At 42.6% G+C, this 22,809-nt stretch carries 16 protein-coding genes; 12 read left to right on the forward strand and 4 right to left on the reverse strand.

The features are described 5' to 3' along the window. Positions 1-2: 2 nt before the first annotated feature. The 7 genes from Q0H92_RS04010 to hslU are packed head-to-tail and all read left to right on the forward strand — an operon-like array spanning position 3 to position 7,865. Positions 3-896, forward strand: a complete 894-nt coding sequence (locus Q0H92_RS04010) for a tyrosine-type recombinase/integrase (protein WP_296012208.1) — start codon at positions 3-5, stop codon at positions 894-896. Positions 897-913: 17 nt separating this feature from the next. Further along, positions 914-1,648 (forward strand): tetratricopeptide repeat protein, encoded by a 735-nt coding sequence (locus tag Q0H92_RS04015; RefSeq protein WP_296012209.1) that lies wholly within the window; start codon positions 914-916, stop codon positions 1,646-1,648. 38 nt (positions 1,649-1,686) lie between these two features. Continuing rightward, complete coding sequence (locus tag Q0H92_RS04020; protein WP_296012212.1) at positions 1,687-2,643, forward strand: DNA-processing protein DprA; 957 nt, start codon at positions 1,687-1,689, stop codon at positions 2,641-2,643. Positions 2,644-2,653: 10 nt separating this feature from the next. Beyond that, positions 2,654-4,849, forward strand: a complete 2,196-nt coding sequence (gene topA, locus Q0H92_RS04025; protein ID WP_296012214.1) for a type I DNA topoisomerase — start codon at positions 2,654-2,656, stop codon at positions 4,847-4,849. Continuing rightward, a complete protein-coding gene (locus Q0H92_RS04030; protein ID WP_296012216.1) occupies positions 4,842-5,765 on the forward strand; it encodes a tyrosine-type recombinase/integrase in 924 nt (307 codons plus the stop codon). Before topA ends, Q0H92_RS04030 begins: the two co-directional genes overlap by 8 nt. A 32-nt stretch (positions 5,766-5,797) precedes the next feature. Continuing rightward, positions 5,798-6,340 (forward strand): ATP-dependent protease subunit HslV, encoded by a 543-nt coding sequence (hslV, locus tag Q0H92_RS04035; RefSeq protein WP_296012218.1) that lies wholly within the window; start codon positions 5,798-5,800, stop codon positions 6,338-6,340. 1 nt (position 6,341) lies between these two features. Further along, complete coding sequence (hslU, locus tag Q0H92_RS04040; RefSeq protein ID WP_296012220.1) at positions 6,342-7,865, forward strand: ATP-dependent protease ATPase subunit HslU; 1,524 nt, start codon at positions 6,342-6,344, stop codon at positions 7,863-7,865. An 84-nt stretch (positions 7,866-7,949) separates the two neighbouring features. Here the strand turns inward: hslU and secA are convergent, their stop codons facing one another. Beyond that, positions 7,950-10,691, reverse strand: coding sequence for a preprotein translocase subunit SecA (gene secA / locus Q0H92_RS04045; protein WP_296012221.1), 2,742 nt, complete (start codon positions 10,689-10,691; stop codon positions 7,950-7,952). 175 nt (positions 10,692-10,866) lie between these two features. Between secA and Q0H92_RS04050 the strand changes: the two genes are divergently transcribed. Further along, the gene (locus tag Q0H92_RS04050; RefSeq protein WP_296012223.1) at positions 10,867-12,561 is read left to right on the forward strand and encodes an AMP-binding protein; all 1,695 of its coding nucleotides are present in this window, start codon (positions 10,867-10,869) and stop codon (positions 12,559-12,561) included. A gap of 103 nt (positions 12,562-12,664) precedes the next feature. Here the strand turns inward: Q0H92_RS04050 and priA are convergent, their stop codons facing one another. Genes priA through Q0H92_RS04065 form a run of 3 tightly spaced genes read right to left on the reverse strand, consistent with a single transcriptional unit; the run spans position 12,665 to position 16,705 of the window. After that, a complete protein-coding gene (gene priA / locus Q0H92_RS04055; RefSeq protein WP_296012224.1) occupies positions 12,665-14,674 on the reverse strand; it encodes a primosomal protein N' in 2,010 nt (669 codons plus the stop codon). Continuing rightward, positions 14,664-15,482, reverse strand: a complete 819-nt coding sequence (locus Q0H92_RS04060) for a uracil-DNA glycosylase (protein ID WP_296012226.1) — start codon at positions 15,480-15,482, stop codon at positions 14,664-14,666. The genes priA and Q0H92_RS04060 overlap by 11 nt, the downstream gene beginning before the upstream one ends. Beyond that, positions 15,479-16,705 (reverse strand): glycosyltransferase, encoded by a 1,227-nt coding sequence (locus Q0H92_RS04065; protein ID WP_296012228.1) that lies wholly within the window; start codon positions 16,703-16,705, stop codon positions 15,479-15,481. Before Q0H92_RS04065 ends, Q0H92_RS04060 begins: the two co-directional genes overlap by 4 nt. Before the next feature lie 60 nt (positions 16,706-16,765). Here Q0H92_RS04065 and Q0H92_RS04070 point away from each other — a divergent pair, with 60 nt between their 5' ends. The 4 genes from Q0H92_RS04070 to Q0H92_RS04085 are packed head-to-tail and all read left to right on the forward strand — an operon-like array spanning position 16,766 to position 22,638. Next, positions 16,766-18,457 carry a hypothetical protein gene (locus Q0H92_RS04070; RefSeq protein WP_296012230.1) on the forward strand — a complete coding sequence of 564 codons (1,692 nt, stop codon included), beginning with the start codon at positions 16,766-16,768 and terminating at the stop codon, positions 18,455-18,457. Positions 18,458-18,476: 19 nt separating this feature from the next. Continuing rightward, complete coding sequence (locus Q0H92_RS04075) at positions 18,477-20,336, forward strand: hypothetical protein (RefSeq protein ID WP_296012232.1); 1,860 nt, start codon at positions 18,477-18,479, stop codon at positions 20,334-20,336. Positions 20,337-20,347: 11 nt separating this feature from the next. Then, positions 20,348-21,577: a tRNA uracil 4-sulfurtransferase ThiI gene (gene thiI / locus Q0H92_RS04080; protein WP_296012235.1), complete on the forward strand. Its 1,230-nt coding sequence runs from the start codon at positions 20,348-20,350 to the stop codon at positions 21,575-21,577. Next, positions 21,553-22,638, forward strand: coding sequence for a hypothetical protein (locus tag Q0H92_RS04085; protein ID WP_296012238.1), 1,086 nt, complete (start codon positions 21,553-21,555; stop codon positions 22,636-22,638). Before thiI ends, Q0H92_RS04085 begins: the two co-directional genes overlap by 25 nt. The last annotated feature ends 171 nt before the right edge of the window (positions 22,639-22,809 follow it).

Below are 22,809 nucleotides of genomic sequence, written 5' to 3' on the forward strand. Positions count from 1 at the left end.
TTATGGAAAAAAAATCTCTGCTTCAGGAATTTTACAGTGAGCTTCTTTTTGTGGAAAATCACGGAAAACTGACGGCGGAAACTTATTTGATTTGCGTTCAGGAATTTCTTGATTATCTGGAAAAAAATGAAACGCCGCTTGAAAAAGTTACGGTTCAGACTTTGCTTTATTATGCGGCTTTTAGAAAAACTTCCGGAAGAAAAGAAATTACGCTTGCAAAAGATTTGTCCGCGCTTAGGATTTTTGGTTCGTTTTTAGTCCGAAAAAAAATTTGGATTGAAAATTTTGCGCATGAAATTGGAAAGCCAAAAGTTTCAAGAGCCTTGCCAAAAGTTTTGGAAGTTGAGCAGGTTGACAGTCTTTTGGCTTCAATTGACGTGAAAAAGCCGCTTGGAATAAGAGACCGCGCGTTGTACGAAGTAATTTACAGCTGCGGACTTCGGATAAGCGAGGCTTGTTCACTTTTGATTGCAAATGTCCATTTTGACGAAAATCTGATTCTTGTCCGCGGAAAAGGCAGCAAGGAGCGTCTTGTTCCGTTTGGCGAGGATGCGTCGTTTTGGCTAAAAAAATGGATTTTTGAAATTCGCCCCGGATTTGTTGGAAGTAGAATTATTCCTGAAGTTTTTGTAAATTCTAAAGGAAATCCTATTTCAAGAAAAGGAATTTGGAAAAATTTCAAGGCAATGGGAAAGAAAACTGGAATTGAAGCGAAGGTTCACACTTTGCGCCATTCCTTTGCAACTCATTTGCTTTCTGGCGGAGCGGATTTAAGATCTGTGCAGGAACTTTTGGGACATTCGGATTTGTCCACAACGCAGATTTATACGCACATAGACGATTCAAGGCTTGAAGAAAGCCACAGGGATTTTTTTCCCGGTCATAAAACTGAATAAAACAACGGAGGATTTGTATGAAAAAAATTATCAAAGTTTCGTTTGCTCTTTTGATTTCTTTTGCGGCGATTTCTTGTTCTCCTTCTTATAATTCTGTAAAACGGATGCAGCGAATTGAGGAAGGCGTTTCAAATCCTACGACAAAAGAAGAACTTGAGGAAGCTATAAAAAAATACGATGCACGCGCAATGGATTTGGCTTTAACAGAAGGTCAGATTGGAATTTGGTATAAAATTCTTGGAACGCGTTATATCGACCAGCAGATGTACGGAAAGGCCTTGGAATGTTTCCAGAAGGCTTTATCTTATTATCCGGACAATGCGAATCTTTATTATTACGTAGGAAGCTGCGCGGGCCACATGGCGAATGCGAGCCTTGATTTTGACGCGAAAGGAACTTCTTCAGATGAAGCGATAAAAAAAATGAATTATCTTCGGCTTGCGGAAAGTTCATATCTTCAGGCACTGAAAATCGATCCGAATTATTACCGTGTTTTGTATGGTCTTGGAATTCTTTACGTTTTTGAATTCGGACAGGGCGACAAGGCGATTCCTTATCTTGAAAAATTTCTTTCTGTTCAAACCAGAGATACAAATGCAATGTTTGCTCTTGCAGGCGCGTATTATTTAACGTATCAGTTTGACAAGGCGATTGAACTTTACGACAAAATTATCGAGCTTAAGCCAAATGCTGAAAAAGTTCAGGCTGCGCAGGAAAACAAAAAGAAGTGCCTTGAGCTTCAGTATAAATAAAATTTGCATTTTATAACAAATTTTTATATCTTTTTCTTGTGAATATTTTAGACATTGCAATTTCATCAATAACATTCCTTTCTGCCAAAGAAAAAATTCTTTTAAAGAAAAATATTGACAGCATGGATAATCTTGCGTTACTGTCTATAGAAGAGCTTTCTACTATTATAGGCAGAAGTTTGGGAAGAGCGGTTTGGAATGGAAAAGCGTGCAGGGCTTTAGCTGAAAAAAGTTTTAGCCTTGCAGAATCAAAAGGAATAAATTCCGTTTTTTATTATGAAGCGGAATTTCCTGCCATGCTTAGGACTATTCCAGATCCTCCTTACGCATTTTTTTACCGCGGAACTTTAGAAGCTTTAAAAAAGCCTTGTGTTTCTGTTGTGGGAACACGACGCATTTGTGAAAAAAGTGCGCGTGCGGCTTTTAGCTTTGCAAAGGAAGCTGCTTTTTGTGGGCAGACTGTTATTTCCGGGCTTGCAAATGGAATTGACAGTTTTGCTCATAAAGGCGCTCTTTCAAGCGGAATTTTGCAGTCAACTGCGGCGATTCTTCCGTGCGGAATCGATACTGTTGTTCCGTATGGAAACAGAAACCTTGCCCAGCAGATTGTAAAAAACGGCGGATTTATTGCAAGCGAGTATGTTCCCGGAATTCCTGCTGAGCCTTGGAGATTTGTTCAGCGGAACAGGCTTGTGGCGGCATTGTCTTCATGCACTGTCGTTGTTCATGCTCCTGCTGGAAGCGGCGCTCTTATCACTGCTGATTTCGCCCTTGATTACAACCGCGATGTTGTTTTTCATTCGGCTGGATTCTGCGGCGAGGCTGAAAAAAATAGGCGCGGCGGAAAGAAAAATGTCCGTACTTCTGAAAAATTTATTGAGGAAGGAGCTCCAGTTATAGAAAACTATGCGGATTTTGTCGCGGTCAGAAAAAATGCTCCGGGATTTAAAGTCTGTAAAAATAAAGGACAGCTTGAATTTTTAGATTCTTGCTGACAGGTGGATTATGGCTGAAAAAACTGCTAAGAAAACATCGAAAAAAGAGACAAAAAAGAACACTCTGATTATTGTTGAGTCTCCTGCGAAAGCAAAGACAATTGAGCATTATCTTGGAACTGGCTACACGGTAAAGGCTTCTATGGGACATCTTATCGATTTGCCCAAAAGCCGCATCGCAATCGATGTAAACAATAATTTTCAGCCGGAATATATAACTGTCCGCGGGCGCGCAAAGCTTCTAAAGGAACTGCAAAAAGACGCAAAGAATTCTTCTGGCGTTTTGCTTGCATCGGATAATGACCGCGAAGGTGAAGCGATTGCTTGGCATTTGAATAATGCGCTCAAGGAAAAAACAGCTGCTCCTATACAGCGCATTGTTTTTAATGAAATCACTCCTGTTGCGATAAAGGAATCTGTAAAAAATCCGCGTGAAATAGACGAGGCAAAAGTAAACGCGCAAAAAGCCCGCCGTGTTCTTGACAGGCTCGTTGGCTACAATTTGAGTCCGCTTCTTTGGAAAAAAGTAAAAAACGGACTTAGCGCCGGCCGTGTTCAGTCTGTTGCGTTGCGCCTTATTTGCGAGCGTGAAAAAGAAGTTGAAGATTTTATTCCTGAAGAATATTGGTCCCTTGATGCGGATTTTGCGAAGGGAAAAAATAAATTTACGGCTCAGCTTGTCCAGTACAAAGGAACAAAACCTGAACTGAAAAATGAAAACGCTGTGAATGACATTATAAAAGAAATTCAAAACAGTGAATGCAAAGTTTTAGACATAAAGGAAACTGAAAAAACTGTCCGCCCTAAGCCGCCTTTTACAACTTCAAAACTTCAGCAGGCAGCGGCAAACAGGCTCAGCTTTACTTCAAGAAAAACAATGCAGATTGCCCAGCGTCTTTATGAAGGCGTGCAGATTGGAAACACTCGCGTTGGTCTTATTACCTATATGCGTACCGATTCTGTCCGTATAAGCCAGACTGCTATAAATGATGTAAGAGACTGGATTGGAAAAAATTTCCCAGAGGATCTTCCTGCTGAAAAAATTGAATATGCGGTTGGAAAAAGCGCACAGGATGCTCACGAAGCGATTCGTCCGACTTATGTAAAGTATACTCCAGACAGTGTAAAGGAATATTTGACTCGTGAAGAACTTCGTTTGTACTCGATTATTTGGGAACGCTTTGTTTCAAGCCAGATGAACAATGCAAAGTCAAAAACAACCAGCGTTGATATTCAGGCTGGAGATGCTTTGTTCCGTGTGAGCGCAAGCAAGCTAAGCCACAAAGGTTTTTATAATGTCATAAAGACGCTTTCTTCAAAGGAAGATGTAACAGGAAGCCTTCCTTCGCTTAAGATTGGCGAAATTCTTTCAAGCGGAAAATTTTATCCTGAGCAGCATTTTACTCAAGGCCCGGCTCGTTACACTGACGCTTCAATGGTAAAAACTTTGGAGGAAAAAGGAATCGGCCGCCCGTCAACTTATGCGCCTATAATTTCAGTTTTGCTTGACCGCTATTATGTTACGCGAAATAACAAGCAACTTGTTCCCACAATGCTCGGAAAAATTATCTGCAAAATTCTTGTGGAATCATTCCCTGATGTCATAAATGAGCAGTTTACTTCGGAAGTTGAAAATGATCTTGACAAGGTTGAGCAGAATGAGCTTGTCTGGAACAATATGATTGCGGATTTCTTCGGGCCGTTTAAAAATCGCGTTGAGGAAGTCATGGAAAATCAGGAAAGCTTAAAAGGAACTCTTGACGAGCCTACTGATGAAATCTGCGAAAAGTGCGGAAAGCCAATGGTGAAAAAACTTGGACGCTTCGGATATTTTCTTGCTTGCTCTGGATTTCCTGAGTGCCACAACACAAAAAGTGTTCCGCTTGCAAAATGTCCACGCAAAGGCTGTGATGGACATATTGTCGCAAGAAAAACAAAAGGCCGCGGAAAAGAATTCTACGGATGCACAAATTATCCTGAATGCACATTTATTTCGCATTTTAAGCCGATTGACGTTTACTGCCCTAAGTGCGGCTGGTTTCTCGTTGAAAAATACGACAAGAAAAACGGCTCGTATAAAAGCTGCATAAATCCTGACTGCGATTATCTCCATTCAGCGGATGAAGCTGTTGCTGCTGAAGCTGCCGGAGAATTTGCAAAGGCGAACAAGGCTGATAAAGAGTCAAAAGAATCCAAAAATGCCTGAAACTCTCTGTGAATGTTCCGAAGAATTTTTGGTTTACCTTGGAAGTGTGCGCGGACTGTCTGAAAATACAGTTTTGTCTTACCGGCAGGATTTGACTCATTTTTGCGAATTCTTTGGAAACGATAAGTCGCCGGAAGAACTTACGCTGGAAGATTTGCGGCTTTTTGTTGGTGATTTGAGCCGCAGAAAATATTCAGTGGCTTCTATAAATAGAATTATTTCCGCAGTCAGAGGATTGTTTGCATATTTAAAGAAATTTGGTTATATTTCTAAAAACGTTTCCTACGAGCTAAAGTGTCTTCGTCAGCCAAAAACACTTCCGCGCTTTATGTCTCAGACTGAAATTGACAGTGTTTGCCGTCAGCCTGAAAAGAAAGAACTTTTGTGGGCATCAAGGGACAAGGCGATTTTTGAAATGATGTATTCTTCTGGATGCCGTGTGAGCGAGCTTGCTTCCTTGAAGTTTCAGGATTTTACAAGTGATTTTAGAAGCGCGGTTGTTACAGGAAAAGGAAAAAAAGACCGCCGCGTTTATTTTGAGCAGGACGCAAGAAATTCCCTTATGCTTTATTTGAAGGAACGAAAGGCAAGGTTTCCGCAGGCTGAAAAAGGTTGTGCTTGTGAAGTAAGCAGAATTTTTTTAAGCCAAAAAGGAACTGCGCTTTCAGCCCACGGAATTTGGTATATTGTGAGCCGCTACACAGGAATTGAAGGGACCGGAAGCCATGTTTCGCCTCATGCTTTTAGGCACACTTTTGCTACGGGAATGCTTAATTCCGGCGCAGACATAAGAATTGTGCAGGAGCTTCTTGGACATTCCAGCATAAGCACGACCCAGCGTTATACTCATGTAACTTTGGAACGTTTAAAAAAAGTATACAGCCAGGCGTTTCCGCATTCAGGAAAAAAAGACTGAAATAAAAACTGCCTGCTAAGGAGAATAAAATTATGGAAAATGAAAATAAAATCCGCAGCACCACGGTAATTGCTGTAAGGAGAAACGGAAAAGTTGCCATGGCTGGAGACGGTCAGGTTACTATGGGAAACACAGTGATGAAGGGCAATGCGAAAAAAGTTCGACGCATTTATGATGGCAAGGTTCTTACAGGATTTGCCGGAGCAACCGCAGACGCTTTTACGCTTTTTGATAAATTCGAGGAAAAACTCAAGACATTTAACGGCGACCTTACTCGTGCCGCTGTTGAGCTTGCAAAACTTTGGCGCACAGAACGTTCAATGAGCAAACTTGAGGCTCTTTTGCTTGTGGCTGATTCAAATAAAATTCTTTTGATTTCAGGAAGCGGAGACGTTATTGAGCCAGAAAACGATATTCTTGCGATTGGTTCTGGAGGAAATTACGCTTATGCGGCGGCGATGGCTTATATGGAATCTTCACAGCTTTCCGCAAAAGAAATCGCCCATAAGTCGCTTGCAATCGCAGGGCAAATTTGCATTTATACTAACAGCAACGTTGTAGTTGAGGAGCTTTAATATGACTGAAGAAATAAAGGCGCAGCCGGATTCAAAAGGAATTCCAGACGGACTTACTCCGGCGCAGATTGTTGAAAAACTTGACAATTACATAATCGGGCAGCAGAAGGCAAAACGTTTTGTCGCAGTTGCTTTGCGAAACCGTCAGCGCAGAATAAAGCTTCCAGAGGAAATCCGGGACGAAGTTGCGCCGAAGAACATTTTGATGATGGGACCAACTGGAGTCGGAAAAACTGAAATTGCCCGCCGCCTTGCAAAACTTTGCGGAGCACCGTTCTTGAAAGTGGAAGCCACAAAATATACTGAAGTTGGCTACGTGGGCCGTGATGTTGAAAGCATGGTTCGCGATCTTATGGCGGTTGGCTATAACATGGTAAAGGCTGAAATGCAGGAAAAACTGCGTGAAAAATGTATTCCCATTGTGGAAGATCAGTTGCTTGATTTGCTTTTGCCTGGAAGTTCTGGCAAGAAAAAACGCAAGGATTCCTCTCCAAAAAGAGATGTCCATGTTCTTGGAAATATATTCGGCGAGTCAAGCCCGATTCAAGGAAGTTTGATTCAAGTTGATATTCCAAAAGAAGCTCCTGTTCAGGAAGAGCCGCAGGAAGAAATCGAAGAAGAAACTTCAACTCGCGAAGACATTGCTTCCACACGTGAAAAATTCAGGACAATGCTCCGTGAAGGCAAGCTTGAAGACCGCGTTGTGGAAATAACAGTTCATCGTCAGCCTTCGTTCAGCATGAATATGATGGGAGCAAGCAATCCAGAAGACCTTGAGGAAAGCATAAACGGACTTCAGGAGCTTCTTTCAGGCGGAAGATCAAAAAGGCGCAATGTGACTGTTCGGGAAGCACGGCAGATTCTCATGGCAGACACTCTTGAGCGGAACACGGACAGCGACAAGGCGGCTGATGAGGCAAAAAAAAGAGTTGAGCAAAGCGGAATTATTTTTATAGATGAAATTGACAAGATTGCAACTCACGGCGGTGAAGGCGACCGGCAGGCAGTCAGCAGGGAAGGAGTTCAGCGGGACATTCTTCCTATTGTTGAGGGAAGCGATGTGAATACAAAATGGGGCGTGGTAAACACAACTCATATTTTGTTTATCGGAGCTGGAGCGTTCAGCGTGTCTGCACCGAGCGATCTTATCCCGGAACTTCAAGGTAGATTTCCTCTTCGCGTTGAATTGGAGCCGCTCAAAAAAGAAGATTTCAAGCGCATACTTACCGAGCCAAAAAACGCCCTTGTAAAGCAGTACGAAGCTCTTCTTGCCACTGAAGGCGTAACTTTAAAGTTTGCGGATGAAGCTATCGACCGCATGAGTTTTATAGCGGAAGATGTAAATTCCCACAGTGAAAATATAGGCGCGCGCAGGCTTCACACTATAATGGAAACTGTTCTTGAAGAATTGAGTTTTGACGCTGACCGCCATGCAGGTGAAACAATAACAATTGACAGCAAATATGTTGATGAAAAAATGAATGGCGTAATTCAAAACCAGAATTTGGAGCGTTATATACTCTAGTTGTTTTTACATTCTGAAGCAAACAAAAAGGACTTGGAACTGTTTTGCAGAACCAAGTCCTTAATTTTTTAGATGGAATTTTGCTTAGGAATTTCTTCCGCAGCAGTTTTTGTATTTTTTTCCGCTTCCGCATGGGCATGGATCGTTTCTGCCTACTTTTGGAACGGATCTAGTTACTGTTACGCTTTGTCCTTGCCTTCCGCTTTTCATTGCTGAATTTTGGGCTGCCTGCTGCGCGCTTCTTGCCATTGACTGTGCTTCCTGATGCTGCGCGTTCATTTGACGAGGCTGCTGCTGGCGTGGAGGCTGAGAGCCGACTTGAACTTTCACCTTGAAAACTCTGCTTGTTACAGAATCTCTTATGCTGTTGAGCATTTCATCAAACTGATTGAATCCGTCAATTTTATATTCTGTGAGCGGATTTTTGCTTCCGTAAGAACGCAAGTGAACGGCTTCTCTTAATCCGTCAAGGAATTCAAGCTGGTCAAGCCATTTTTTGTCAATCATCTGAATGTACTGGTAGCGGATAAACATATTCAGGCTTTGTTTTCCGGCAAGCATTTCCTTTTGAGTCAAGTCATTCTGAAGCGCCGCGTCAACTCCTTCTTCTGTAAGTTGATCATAAGAAAGCTGCTGGCCGAATGTGTTGTAGATTTTGTCCGCAAGTGCGCTTTGTGATGGATTTCTTTCGTGCTTGAACTCTTCGAAAATTTCAGAGACAGTTTCTTTTGCATTGTTCATAACTCTGCCGCTCAAGTCTTCGTCCACAAGAATTTCATCACGCTGGTCGTAAATAAATTTTCTCTGCTGATTCAAAACGTCGTCGTAGTCAAGAAGATTTTTTCTTATTTCAAAGTTTCTTTCTTCTACTTTTTTCTGGGCTTTTTCAATTGAGCGGTTAAGCATCGGGTGATTTATCGGTTCGCCCGGCTGCATTCCGATTCTGCTCATAATGGCTTTCATCTTTTCGCCGCCAAACAGCCTCATAAGATCATCGTCCATTGAAATGTAGAATTTGCTTCTTCCCGGATCTCCCTGACGACCAGAACGTCCGCGAAGCTGATTGTCAATACGGCGGCTTTCATGGCGTTCAGAACCGATTACGTAAAGTCCGCCAAGATTTTTTACTTCCTCGTAGTCTTTTTTCCACTGTTCTTTTTCAATTTTAAGAGCTTCGTCAAACTGCTCCTGAGAAGCTTCTGTTCCGACCTTTTTTCTTGCTCTAGTTTCAGGACTTCCGCCGAGCTTAATATCTGTACCGCGGCCCGCCATGTTTGTTGCGACAGTTACAGCTCCTTTTGCTCCGGCTTCAGCTATAATCAAAGCTTCGCGCGCGTGGTTTTTGGCGTTGAGAACTTCGTGGCGGATTCCTTTTCTTGTAAGAATTGCCGAAAGATGCTCTGATTTTTCTACGGAAACTGTTCCGATTAAAACTGGCTGACCCTTTTTGTGCGCTTCTTCAACTTCTTTTGAAATCGCAATCCATTTGTCGCTTTCGTTCAAGTAAACTTCATCGTCCTCGTCAATGCGGGCAACCGGCTTGTTTGTCGGAATAACAACAACATCGAGATTGTAAATTTTATCAAATTCAACTGCTTCTGTTGCGGCTGTTCCTGTCATTCCAGAAAGCTTGTCATACATTCTGAAGAAATTCTGGAACGTGATTGTCGCAAGAGTTCTGTTGCGCTGGGCAATTTTCAAATGCTCCTTTGCTTCTATTGCCTGATGAAGTCCGTCGCCGTATCGTCTTCCTTCAAGAATGCGTCCTGTAAATTCGTCAACAATCTGAACTTGTCCGTCTTTTACAACGTAATCAACATCAGGATGATAAAGCGTGTGCGCCCTCAATGCCTGCGTGAAATAATGCACGAATTCAAAATTCTGCTCGTCAAAAACAGTTGTTCCCGGCTCAATGAGATTGTGGGCAAGAAGAATGTCGTTGATTTTGTTCATTCCCTTGTCTGTAAATGAAACTCGCTTGCTTTTTTCGTCCAGCTTGTAGTCGCCTTCGAGAGCTGCGCGCTGTTCTGGAGTCATTTCAACTTCGTCCGGATAGTCGTTTGTCTTTGGATCTTTTTTGACTTCCGTGAACATTCCAATGTATTTGTCAACTTCATGGAATTTGAAAGTGTCGTCTTCGCCTTGTCCTGAAATGATGAGCGGAGTTCTTGCTTCATCGATAAGAATTGAGTCGATTTCGTCCACAATACAGAAGTTGAATCCGCGCTGAACTTTGCGGGAAGCGTCAATCTGCATATTGTCGCGCAAATAGTCAAATCCGAACTCGTTGTTTGTTCCGTAAGTCAAGTCGCAGTTGTAAGCGGCTTTTCTTGCGTCGTTGTCCATGTTGCTCAAAATGCAGCCTACGCTTTGACCAAGGAATCTGTAAATGCGTCCCATCCACTGGCTGTCGCGCTCTGCAAGGTAATCGTTTACAGTAACGATGTGAACACCTTTTCCGCTAAGAGAATTCAAGTAGGCAGCGCAAACGCACATGAGGGTTTTTCCTTCGCCTGTCTTCATTTCTGTTATTCTGCCTGAATGAAGCACAAGAGAACCCATAAGCTGGCATGGATAAGCGCGCTCTCCAAGAACCCTTTTTGCCGCTTCTCTTGCCAATGCGAATGCGTCCACAAGAATATCATCGAGAGTCTCGCCCTTTGCAAGACGCTCTTTTAGAATTTTTGTCTGTTCAGGAAACTGCTCGTCAGAAAATGCCTGTGCCCAGCTTTCTCTAGCTTCAATCTGCGCAACAACAGGCTTAAGTGCTTTTACAGCGCGGTCATTTGCCGAACCGAAAATAAGTGTTAATAATTTGTCAAACATAATGCAGTAAATATATAAAATTTTCTATATATTTGCAACTTTCTGAAACTTTTGCTGTCTAAGACTATAGTGATTTGAAGTTCATTTTCTGCGGAAGTATTTCGCTTGAAATGAATGACATTTTGTGTTAAAATGTCAGAAAAACTTTTAACCACACTGTTTTTAAGAGGAATATATGGCACTTTATCATGATTTTTTAGTTGAAGACAGAGAGTTTACTTCCTACGAGGACTTGAAGGCGCATTGCCGCTTAAAGGCTCCAGAAAATTTCAATTTTGCCTATGACATTGTAGACCGCTACACTGTTACAGAGCCGGGAAAAAGAGCCCTTGTGTGGTGCGATGACGAAGGTGAAGAGCATACTTGGACATTCGAGCAGATTTCAGCTGATTCAAAGCGGACTGCATATTTTCTTGCTTCACAGGGAATAAAAAAAGGCGATGCCGTTATGATGATTTTGCGCCGCCGCTACGAATGGTGGTGGGTAATGATGGCTCTTCATAGAATCGGGGCAATCGCAGTTCCGGCTACAGACCAGCTTCTTCAAAAAGACATCGAGTACCGCACAAACGCCGCTGAAATCAAGATGATTATTTCTTACGACAATCCGGCGGTTCAGGCTGAAATTGAAAAGGCTCTTCCAAATTCCCCGACTGTAAAAAAACTTGTTACTGTAGGACCTTCACGTGAAGGCTGGATTGACTTCCATGCTGAAGTTGACAAGTGCGTTCCAGAATTTCCGCGCCCGGTAGGAGATGCCGCCGTCCACAGCGATGACCCGATGCTTCTTTACTTTACGTCAGGAACTTCAGGCTATCCAAAAATGGTTCTGCACAATTACCTTTATCCAATCGGACATCTTATAACTGCAAAATATTGGCACGGCGTTCAGGACAACGGACTTCACCTTGCTGTTTCTGAAACTGGCTGGGGAAAAGCTGTCTGGGGCAAACTCTACGGACAGTGGATCTGCGGAAGCGCGGTTTTCGTTTATGATATGCACAGCTTCAAGCCGGACAAGATGCTCCAGAAAATCGCAAAGTACGGAATTACAACTTTCTGCGCGCCTCCAACTGTTTACCGCTATCTTATCAGGCAGGATCTTTCAAAGTACGACATCAGCAGCGTAGTGCGTTTTGCGACCGCGGGAGAAGCTCTTAATGGCGAAGTTTACAACAAGTTTATCGAGCAGACAGGAAAGAAAATTTACGAAGGCTACGGTCAGACTGAATCCACGATTATCTGCGGAAACTTCCTTGACGCTGTGGTTCGCCCAGGCTCAATGGGACGTCCGTCTCCTGTTTATGATGTTTCTGTTGTAAATGCCAGCGGAAAACCAGTTCCTGCAGGAGAAGTTGGCGAGCTTGTAATCCACTTGGACAAAGGACATCCGTTTGGACTTCTTTCTGGATACTACCGCGATGTTGCCCTTACCGCGAATGCTTTTGACGGAGGCGTTTACCACACTGGAGACACTGTCTACATGGACGAAGACGGCTACGTTTGGTTTGTTGGAAGAAAGGACGACATCATCAAGTCTTCTGGATTCAGAATCAGTCCGTTTGAAGTTGAGTCTGTTCTTCAGCAGCATCCGGCTGTAATGGAATGCGCTGTTACTGGCGTTCCAGATGAAAAACGAGGTCAGGCTGTAAAGGCTACAATCGTTCTTTCACCGGGATATGAAGCTTCCGAAGAGCTTGAGCATGAGCTTTTTGACTTTGTAAAGCACGAAACTGCGCTTTTCAAGTGTCCTAGAATAATTGAGTTTGTGCATGAGCTTCCAAAGACAATCAGCGGAAAAATCCGCCGTGTAGAAATCCGCGAAAAGGATGCCGGTGTGGACGTAGACAAGGTTAAGCAGGAATTCTAAGCCGGACAAAAAATTATAAAACTGCCGTCATTTTAGCGCAAAATGCTAATCTGGCGGCTTTTTTTGTTCCAGCGGATTTTCAGTAGAATGCCGAGCGTTGTTTTTAAAGAAGACTTACGGGATCGGTGTCTGTTTCTATGTAGACGTCTTTCGGCGGCTTGAATCCCCACACGAGTTTTTTCGCCATTTCCTGAAGCGGGCGGATTTGCTTTGCGCGCAGAAGAATCTGATGGCGGTGGCTTCCGTTTACCATTTCAAGCGGACATTCGGCAGGACCTAGAATATCAACTCCCTGCGGACGGCACTTGCACAGTATGTTGTACGCGCTTTGGGCTGCATTCTGGGCTGCGTCTGGTTTCTGCGAGCGGAACACAAGGCGCAAAAGCCGTGAATAAGGCGGAAAGTTTAGAATTTGGCGCGCTTCAAGCTCATTCTTGTAGAATTCTTCTGTAAGTCCTTTTACAGCATAGTTTATTGCGTCGCGGTCCGGACTGTAGCTTTGCACGATAACTTTTCCGCCGGGAAAAAATCTTCCTGCTCTGCCTGCGACTTGCGTTATAAGAGCAAATGTCTTTTCCTGCGCACGAAAATCTGGCAAATGAAGAGCTGTGTCTGCAAGAACAACTCCTGCAAGCTTTAAATTCGGAAAATTCAGGCCTTTTGCGACCATCTGCGTTCCAAGGAGAATGTCGTATTCGCCTTTTCTGAATGAATCAAGTTTTTCCTGCAATTCTCCCTTGTGGTGAAGCGAATCTGTGTCTATGCGCACGACTTTTGCGTTGGGAAATTTCGCCTTTACTTCTGCCTCGATGTATTCTGTTCCGAATCCTGAATATCCTATGTCAAGCGAGCCGCATTTTGGGCATTGCTGTGGCGGCGGAAGTGAATATCCGCAGTAGTGGCATCTCAGGCGGTTTTCGCTTTTGTGGTATGTCATTGAAACCGAGCAGTTTTTGCACTTTAATTCATATCCGCAGCTTGAGCATCTGAAAAAATGCGTGAATCCCCGGCGGTTCAGGAAAAGAATCGTTTGTTTTTTTTCTGAAAGTGCTGACTGGATTTCATTTTGAAGCGGCTTTGAAATGCAGTTTTCCTTGTCGGCTTCAAGGCTTAGGTTTACGCAGCTGATTTGCGGTTTTTCGCCTCCTGCAAGTCTTTTTGTGAGCGTGTGCCGGATGATTGTTCCGTTTTGCATTGAGTGCCAGGATTCAACCGAAGGAGTCGCGCTTCCCATTACAAGCGGAATGGAATTTTTTTTGCACCTAAGCATTGCAATCTGTCTTGCGTGGTATCGCGGGGATGAACCTGACTTGTATGATGAGTCGTGCTCCTCGTCAATTATTATAAGCCCCAGCTGTGGAATTGGAGCAAAAACTGCGCTTCTTGCTCCTACGACAATCCGTGCTTCCCTGCTTAAAATCCGCTTCCATTCTCCGAGACGCTGGCTTGGCGTGAGCGCGGAATGAAGAACTGCAACTGTGCTTCCGAATCTTTTTTGAACGGCTTTTACAACTTGCGGCGTAAGTCCGATTTCCGGCACAAGATAAATTACGCCTTTGCCTGATTCCATGATTTTTTCCGCCGCGCTTAAAAAGACTTCTGTTTTTCCGCTTCCTGTTGTTCCGTAAAGATAGTGGAATTTTTCAGTTGAAGAAAGAATTCCGTTCACCGCATTTTTCTGTTCTTCGCTTAGTTCTTTTTTTTCAAATCCAGATTCATCTTCCGAAAAAGAAAGTCCCGGAATTTCAGTTTCGCGCTTGCCTGAAGGAATCATTGCAAACACGCATTCCCCGATTGAAGCAATGTAGTAGCCGCTCATAAATTCTGCAAGCTCCAAAAGTTCTTTTGTTAAAAGCGGAGTCTGATCTATGTAGCGTATTGCCGTGCGGATTTTTTCTTCTGGAACGGCGCAGTTTTGTGGCAAAGTTTTGTGGACGGCGGCAACAAAGCCAGAAGTTTTTCTGTTTCCAAATTTCACTTCCACGCGCAGTCCAAACGGATTTCCAATGTCTTGTGTGCCTTCTGGAATTCTGTAGGTAAAAGTTTGGTTCAGCGGAACGTTAAGGATTACATCGATGTATGTTGAATTCGGGGCGGATGAATCATTCTGCATAGAATTTTTCCGCGTAGTTTGGGATTTCTTTTAAGATGCGGGATTTAAAAACTTTTAAATCTTCCCAGGCAGGACGCTTGAGGCTTTCGTTTCTTAAAAGCGCGCTTGGATGGTAAGTTGCAAGCAATGGTATTTTTGTTTCGCCAAGGCTGTATTCAAGCCATTTTCCGCGGAGAGAATTTATTCCTTGCTGTGTGTCCAGAAGATTCTGAACTGCCGTGCGTCCCATCGCAAGAATGTACTTCGGCTTTAAAATGTGAATTTGCGCCTGAAGATAGCCTGAGCAGGCGTGGGCTTCGTCCGGCATTGGCGTTCTGTTCATTGGCGGACGGCATTTTACGATGTTTGCAATGAAGCAGTTTGTTGTGCGCCCAAGTGAAATCGCCGCAAGCATTTTGTCAAGAAGCTGACCGGCTTTTCCAACAAAAGGCCGACCTGTTTTGTCTTCATCTTCGCCCGGACCTTCGCCAATTACCATTACATAAGGATTTTCAACGCCTTCGCCCGGAACTGTGTTTGTTCTTGCCTTGCATAGAACGCAGTTTTTACACAAAGCGATTTTTGCCGCGATTGATTCAAGTGTTGCACCTTGAGATGGAATTTTTTCCGCTGAATTTTGTTCTGCATGAATTTGCGGAGTCTGCGGCTGAACTTGCTCTTGCGCTTTTATTTCTTCATGTTCTTCTGGAATTTCTATGTCGTCTTCAAATGCTGGAGTTTCCTTAAAATCTGGCGACGGATAGCCGTAGCTCCAGGAAGAGGCTGTTTTTAGAAAATTGTAGACTTTGCTTTTTTCTTCCGCCGTCACTTGCTTTCCCTTTCTTTGCAGATGTCGATTGCTTTTTGGTAGCATTCAATGAGCTTTGGCGTAAGAGAAGAAATTTTCCATTTGTTTCCCCATTCCAAGGCCTGCTCTGATTTTTCCTTGTGAAGAGATTCGTTCTGCAAAAGCTCCAGCGTTTTCTGTGAAAATTCTTCCACGTCATCTTTTACCATAAAGCCGCCGTTGTCTCCCTGCATAACGTCTACAGTTCCCATTTCTCCGATTGCGACAACCGGCAGCGCGGAAAGCATCGCTTCAACTGTAACAAGCCCCTGCGTTTCCGTTTTGCTTGGAAAAGTAAAGACAGAAGCAAGCTTGTAAAAGTAAATCAAATCGTTTCCGTCGATATATCCAGTGAAGAAAACTGATTTTTCAAGTCCGCGTGATTTTGCCGATTCTTTCAGCTCGTTCAAGAATGGTCCGCCGCCCACAAACAAAAGCGCGGTGTCCTGCCGGGATTCCTGAACTTTTTCAAGAACATCAAAAAGGAACGGAAGATTTTTTTCCTTTACAATTCGTCCCACAAAAAGAAGAATTTTTCTTTCCTTTAATTCCGGGAATTTCTTAAAAAGCGTCGCGTAAACTGCCTCTGATTTTTTTTCGTCATATTCAAGCTTGCTGTCCGGGATTCCAGTCGGAAGAATGTTCACCTGACGTTTTATTCCGTATCTGTCAACGACTTCGGCAATCCGTTTTGTCGGAGCGATAATCACGTCGGCTCGTTTCAAGTAAAAGCGCACGACTTCCATTCCGATTTTTTTCAGGCCGCTCGCAGGAACAAAGCTTATGTAGTTTGCAAGGTAGTCTTCCCAAAGCGTGTGGAAAGTGAACACAAAAGGAACGTGGCGGTGGCGGCAGTAAATCGCACCGAAATATCCGACCGTCCATTCTGAATTTATGTGGATTACGTCAGGCTGAAATTCGTCCATGAATTTTTTTACGAGATGCCATTTGTCCAGCCGCATCATTCTGTCTTCTTTTGAAAACGCAATCGCGGCGGACGGAATTCTTAAAATTTTAAACGGCGACTTTTCGTCATTTGATTTTTCGTCAAAGAAAGAGCTTTTCTGCTGTTCTTCTGTATATTCAAGGCAGACAACACAGACTTCGTGTCCGAGCCTGCAAAGTCCTTCCGCAAAAGACTGAACGGAAACTGTAACTCCATTTATGCGCGGAAAATATGCGTCCGTAAACATCGCGATTTTCATATTCTGACGATTTTATCCTATACTTGTACTTTCTGCAAGAATCAAGTAAAATTGTCTTCTATGAAAAATTTAAGTTCATTTAAAAAATTCTTTTGGATTATTTTGCTTTCCGTGCCGTTTTTTTCTTTTGCGCGCGGAAAAAATGAACTTGTAAAAAGCGGACACTGGATTTATGACGCTCTTGCCGCCGTTGCAATGGAACAGGGCAGGCTTGATTTTACCGACCGTTCGCCTTTGAGTGTTGGAGAAATTCTTTTTTTTCTTGACGAAGCCGAATACAGTTCTTTGAGTTCCGCCGGAAAAATTCAATATGACAGAATAAAAAATTATTGCTCACAGGAATCTTTTCAGTTTGGGCCGGATTTAATAAAACTTGGCTTTGAACTTGAACTCAATTTGGAAGGCTATTACAAGCAGAACGACGATTTGGAATGGAACTACGGACGCTACGACAAAGGCGACTTTCTTTATGTTCCTGTAAAAATTGAAGGCGCAGATTATTTTACAATGATGTTTGAAGGAAAACTTGCGCTGAATAAAAACACAAAAGAGGACAACGACAATTTTTTGAGCGTTCCTCTTTCCGCAGATGAAATCGACATAAATTTTCCGGACACAGGATATTTCAGCACAAGCCATAATTTTACAGAAAACGCGGCTTTGACTTTTCAGATTGGAAGAGGAGCTTCTGATTTTACTCGCTCGTTGACCGGAAGCATTGCGCAAAGCAGATATTTCACTGGCTCCAGCTATTTGGAACTTGGATTTTACACACCGAATTTCAGATATTCCATGAACGTGAATCAGTTCAACGTGGACAAATATCTTTACTCGCACGAAATCAATTTCCGTTTTTTTAAGAAACTTCAGTTTACAGCAAGGGAATCTTTGCTTGTTTTTGCGCCGATGGAACTTCGCTATTTGAATCCTTGGACAATTTACCATGGATTTGCAGCTTGGCGCGACTATGGAAGCAACGAAAGCAACACTTGCGATTATTTTGCCTTAAAGCTTGCCTACACGCCTGTAAAATTATTGAGATTGTACGGCGAATTTGCAATGACGCAGTTTCAGACTGCCTACGAAACTTCAAACTTTAAAGACGACACAACGCCGAACGGACTTGCTTTTCAGGGCGGAATTGAATCTTTTGTTCCTTTTAGCGACGGATATTTTCACTTTTGGCTTGAAGGAACTTACACAGACGCTTATATGTACATAAAGGAAAGTCCTGACTGGAGCATGGTTCGCAACTACCGCGAAAATCTTGGCGACACAAAATATGTTTTTTATGAATGGCTTGGAACTCCTTTTGGACCGGACACAATTTCTGGCAAGCTGAGCATTCAATATGAAAAGCCTGCAAAATGGTCTTTGGGCGCGTCTTATCTTTTAAAGGCTTGCGGAAAAAATTCCGGTACAAAGATTTTCAAGAATATTGACTGGCACGAAGGAAATGAATACGTAATCGATGACAGCGATGAAGGCGAAGCAAACCGCAGAAACTGGATTTTCCCGGATTCAGATTCTCAAGGAAGCGACGAGGCAAAAAAACGCCAGAAACTTTCTACGCCGTCAGGAACTAACGAATATGTGAATGTTGTTTCTTTGCGCGGAACTTTCAGCCCTAAGGAAAATATAACTTTTGTGCTTCAGCCGTCATATACGTTTATTATAAATTATGGCAATGAAAGCGGCAGAAATGAAAACGGATTTGAAGTTGCTTTTGCTGCAAATATAAAAATTTTGTAATCAATTGAAGGAAATATTAATGAAGTTAAGAAAACTTTTTGTTGCCGCTGTTTTTGTTTTTGCTGGAGCTTTTTGTTTTTCTCAAGTTTCCGTTGACCCGTCGGATGAATTTTATAAATACGCTTTAATTTGGGAAAACCGCGGGCTTGTTTCAAATGTGCCTCCAATCCGTCCTTATCCGCTTGCAAACGTAAAGTCAATTCTTCAGGAAGTAATTGAAAATGGCTGCGAAAAAGACAAGGAAATTGCAACTGAAATTTATGAGCGTGTAGTCGGCAAGCCTTACCACATAACTTTTGAAACTGATTTTTTCATTAAGCGCGAAATGGAAGAAAAGGACGAAAAGCAGTCTTACAGCACTTCAAAAATGCTTGCGCTTTATCCTGCAATAAAAGGCGACTTGGGATTTAAAGATGATTTTGTTTCGATTGGATATGGCGCGGGATTTGCAATTTCAAATGCGACCGACACAGACTTTATGCCGCAGTATTCAAATTCTTTCCACGATTCTATTTTTGATGCCACGGAAGTCGGCCCGATTGAAATGTTCCTTGACGTGAACAGCATTATTGCGCTTGGCTACAAAAATCTTTTTGTTCAGGGCGGAATTTACAGAAGCGGATATTCAGCATTTATAAATGAAGGACTTTCGCTTAACGACACAAGCTATCATTCAGGAAATCTTTCGCTCACATATTTGCACGACAAGCTTTCTTATGTTCAGGAACTTTCCATGATTGGCGCAACTTCATCTTATGACGGCGACCTTTCAACTTTAGCTCCAGATAAAATAATGGCGTTCCATGCGGTTGGCTACGAGCCTTTTGATTTTTTGAAAGTTTCATTTTATGAAAGCGCAGTCTACGGAAACCGCCTTGACCTTTCTTATATTTTGCCAGTTCCTTACATGGTTGCACAGGGAATCGGAGGAGCGAGCGACAATCTTGCGATGGGACTTTTAATCGACGTAAAGCCTGCACCCGGAGTTTTGTGGGAAACTGACGTTATGTGCGATGACTTTCCGGCGGAAGATTTCTTTAAATTGAATTTCGACTCAAAGTACAGACTTGCTGTAAAAACCGGACTTATCTACACTCCGGCAAATTCATTTCTTGACCGATTGGATTTTAACTACACTTTTGTGCTTCCGTACACTTACAGCCACTGGCAGTATGACAGCGACAGCTTGGCTTCAATTTCTTCTTCAACAATAAATTACCAGAACTGCACGAATGCCGGCGTTTTGATTGGCTCGCAGTATGAACCTAACTCGGACGCTGTAAAATTTTCCATTGACTTAAAGCCTTTTAAGCAGCTCACTTTGTCAATGGGAACAACTTATTCGCGCCATGGAAATGTCTGCGAAACTTTGGACACAGAAGAAGCCATGATTTATCTTTGCGCTGACAAAGATGTTTATTCCACAGATGGCTCGGTTTACACTCATTCAATGTTCGCCGCAAACGATTCAAATTCCGGCAACCACGTTTCTTCTGCCTGGGATTCCATGAACTGGCTGAACCAAAAGCACGTTCAGTTTACGCTCCAGTCTTCGTTGAATGTAAAGTATGATTTTAAGCCTACAAAAAAAGGAACACGCGTTTCGCTGAATGCTGGATGCACATTTGAATACATTCACAATTATGGCGTTGGAAACCAGATGTTTCCGGGCGGAAACGACGACATAATTCCGGTTTATGAAAACGATGATGGAACTGGCGACATCATTGGATTCAAAACATCAAACGACGGAGAAAAATTCGATTTAGATTCAGCTGAAGCAGAAGCGATTGTGGAAAAGTTTAAAGATGACTGGGCTTCTCAGCTTACAAACAAACTGAATCTTTTCTTTAACTTTGGCGTAACAATAAGATTTTAACGGCTTGAAAAATGAAAACTGAAATCGACACAAATTTTTATACAGAAACTTATCTTGGAAAACTCGGCGAGCTTACACTTAAAGGCGGAAATATCCGTGTGTTTGAAAAGCAGCTTTTGTGCAATATCCGGCTTGCTTTGGAAACTGTAGAGGCAAAAGTAAAACTTCTTTCGGGGCGGCTTTACGTTTACTGCACAAAAAATTCTTGCGATGCAGTTGAATATGCGCTTGACCATTTGATTGGAATTACCGGCTGGGCAAAAGTTCAGGCTGTTGAAAAAAATCTTGAAGCTATAAAAATTGCTGTTAGAAAAGAAGGAGAACTTGCAAAGTCAAACGGAGCAAAGACTTTTAAAATTGAAGCGCGCCGTGAAGACAAAGATTTTCCGCTTAATTCTTATGAGATTGCCACAGAAGTCGCCGGAGTTCTTTTTGATGACGGAACTCTTGACGTTGATGTTCACAAGCCGGACGTTGCCATTAATATTGAAGTGCGCGAAAAATGCTATGTTTACTGCGCCCAGAAAAAAACTTGCCGCGGTCTTCCAGTCGGAGTGAGCGGAAAAGGTCTTTTGCTTCTTTCAGGCGGAATTGACAGTCCTGTTGCGGGTTACAGAATGATGCGTCGCGGAATGAAAGTTGAATGCGTTTATTTTCATTCTTATCCATACACTTCAGATGAAGCCCAGCAAAAAGTTCAGGACCTTGCAAAGATTATCGCGCAATACGGAAACGACACTCATCTTAACGTGATTTCGTTTACAGAAGTTCAGATGAAAATAAAGCAGAAAGCGCCGGAAGCCTACTCAACATTGATGCTCCGCCTTTGCATGATGAAAGCCGCTAATTTGCTTGCCGAGCGGATTAACTGCGACTGCATAATAACAGGCGAAAGTTTGGGGCAGGTTGCAAGCCAGACAATTGAAAATCTTGCAGTTACAGAAAGCTTTGCAGAAAAGCCTTTAGTCCGTCCGCTGATTGGCTTGGACAAAGAGGAAATCATGGACACGGCGAATTTCATTGGAACTTACGAAACTTCAATTCTTCCGTATGAAGACTGCTGTGTTTTGTTCAGCCCCAAGCATCCTGTTTTGCGCGCCACTATAGAAGAAGCAAAAAAAATTTACGATTCCATGGAAATTGATTCTCTTATTCAAAAATCTTTTGATGAGCGTCAAATTTTCCGATACTCAATAAGAGACGTTATCGGGGAAAAATGGGCTTTAAAAGAAAACTTCTAACATTTGCTTTTTTACTTTTCTCACTGAAAATTTTTTCTCAGGAAGAAATTCCGCAGCTTTTAAAAGGTGTGTGGAAAAATTCCAGCCGGTATTTTGTCTTTGATTCAGGCTATGTTTCTGATGACGGCGGCGCAATTCCCCAAGCTGTACTTAGAACTTTCTATACTTGGTACGATGACCGCGCGGCAGAAAGCAGCCTTTATTCAGAGAAAAATCCGCGGAACGTAAACAACACAACTTCAAAAAATCCGGCGCAGGAAATCAGCATAAAATATGTTCCGCTTACGGATGAACTTTTTTTGCAGTCAGACGGAAAGGGCGTTTTGCAAGATGACGGCGGATTTCTTTATGCAAACGGAATTGCGTCCGGCGCCTGGAATCTTGAAATAAAATATCCGAATAGAAAAGAAATTTACAATGTTCCAGTTGCAATAATCGGCGATAAGCTTTTTCTGAAATTCGTCATAAGACAAAGCGGTGAAGAAGGACTTTCCGGGTTTTGGAAAGATTCTGGAAACGCTTCTGGAATTTTAATAAGTCCGCCTGTTTCAAGCAAGGAACTTTTGTCTTATTTTGCCACGGATTCAGCAGTTTACCAAATCCGCTACTGGAAAACCGACATGGAATACGACAGTTCCGCACAGGCTTTTTTTTCCGACGCAGGAAGTGAATATTCTGTTCCAAAGCATCTTGTTGTCGCCGGGCAGATTTTTTCTTGCGTTACAGGGCGCAGAACCAAAATCCGCAGTGTAAAAAAAGTTTCCTCATTTCCGGCTGACTGCACTTTTAATTCAGTTTTAAAAATAAAATCTTCAAACGACTTAAATGGAATTCAAATTCCGAATGAAACTGTTTTTTCAACAATCTGCGCATTTGGCGAGCCTTATTTGACGCTTGAAAATGGAAAATCCCTTGAAGAAATTCTTGCTGAAAATCTGAAAAAAAATCCTCCGTCTCCTCAGCCGCTTTTTCCTCCGCACGGAATTCTTGACTTTGACTGGAGCATAATCGAAGACCCTCCAAAAGACTGGAACCGCCGCGTCCTTGACCTCGGAAAATAAAGATATTAAGAAATATCGCAGTATCATTTTATTTACAGTCATTATGTCATTCTCGTGCTTGACATGGGAATCTCTCAAAAAAAATATTAGACGGGGGGGGGTAACTGTAAAAAAAATTGACAAATGAAAATTTTGTTATATAATTTAAACCAAGTGTATTGTTAAGAGCCT

It is taken from the genome of uncultured Treponema sp. (genome assembly GCF_934725225.1).
Taxonomy (GTDB): Bacteria; Spirochaetota; Spirochaetia; order Treponematales; family Treponemataceae; genus Treponema_D.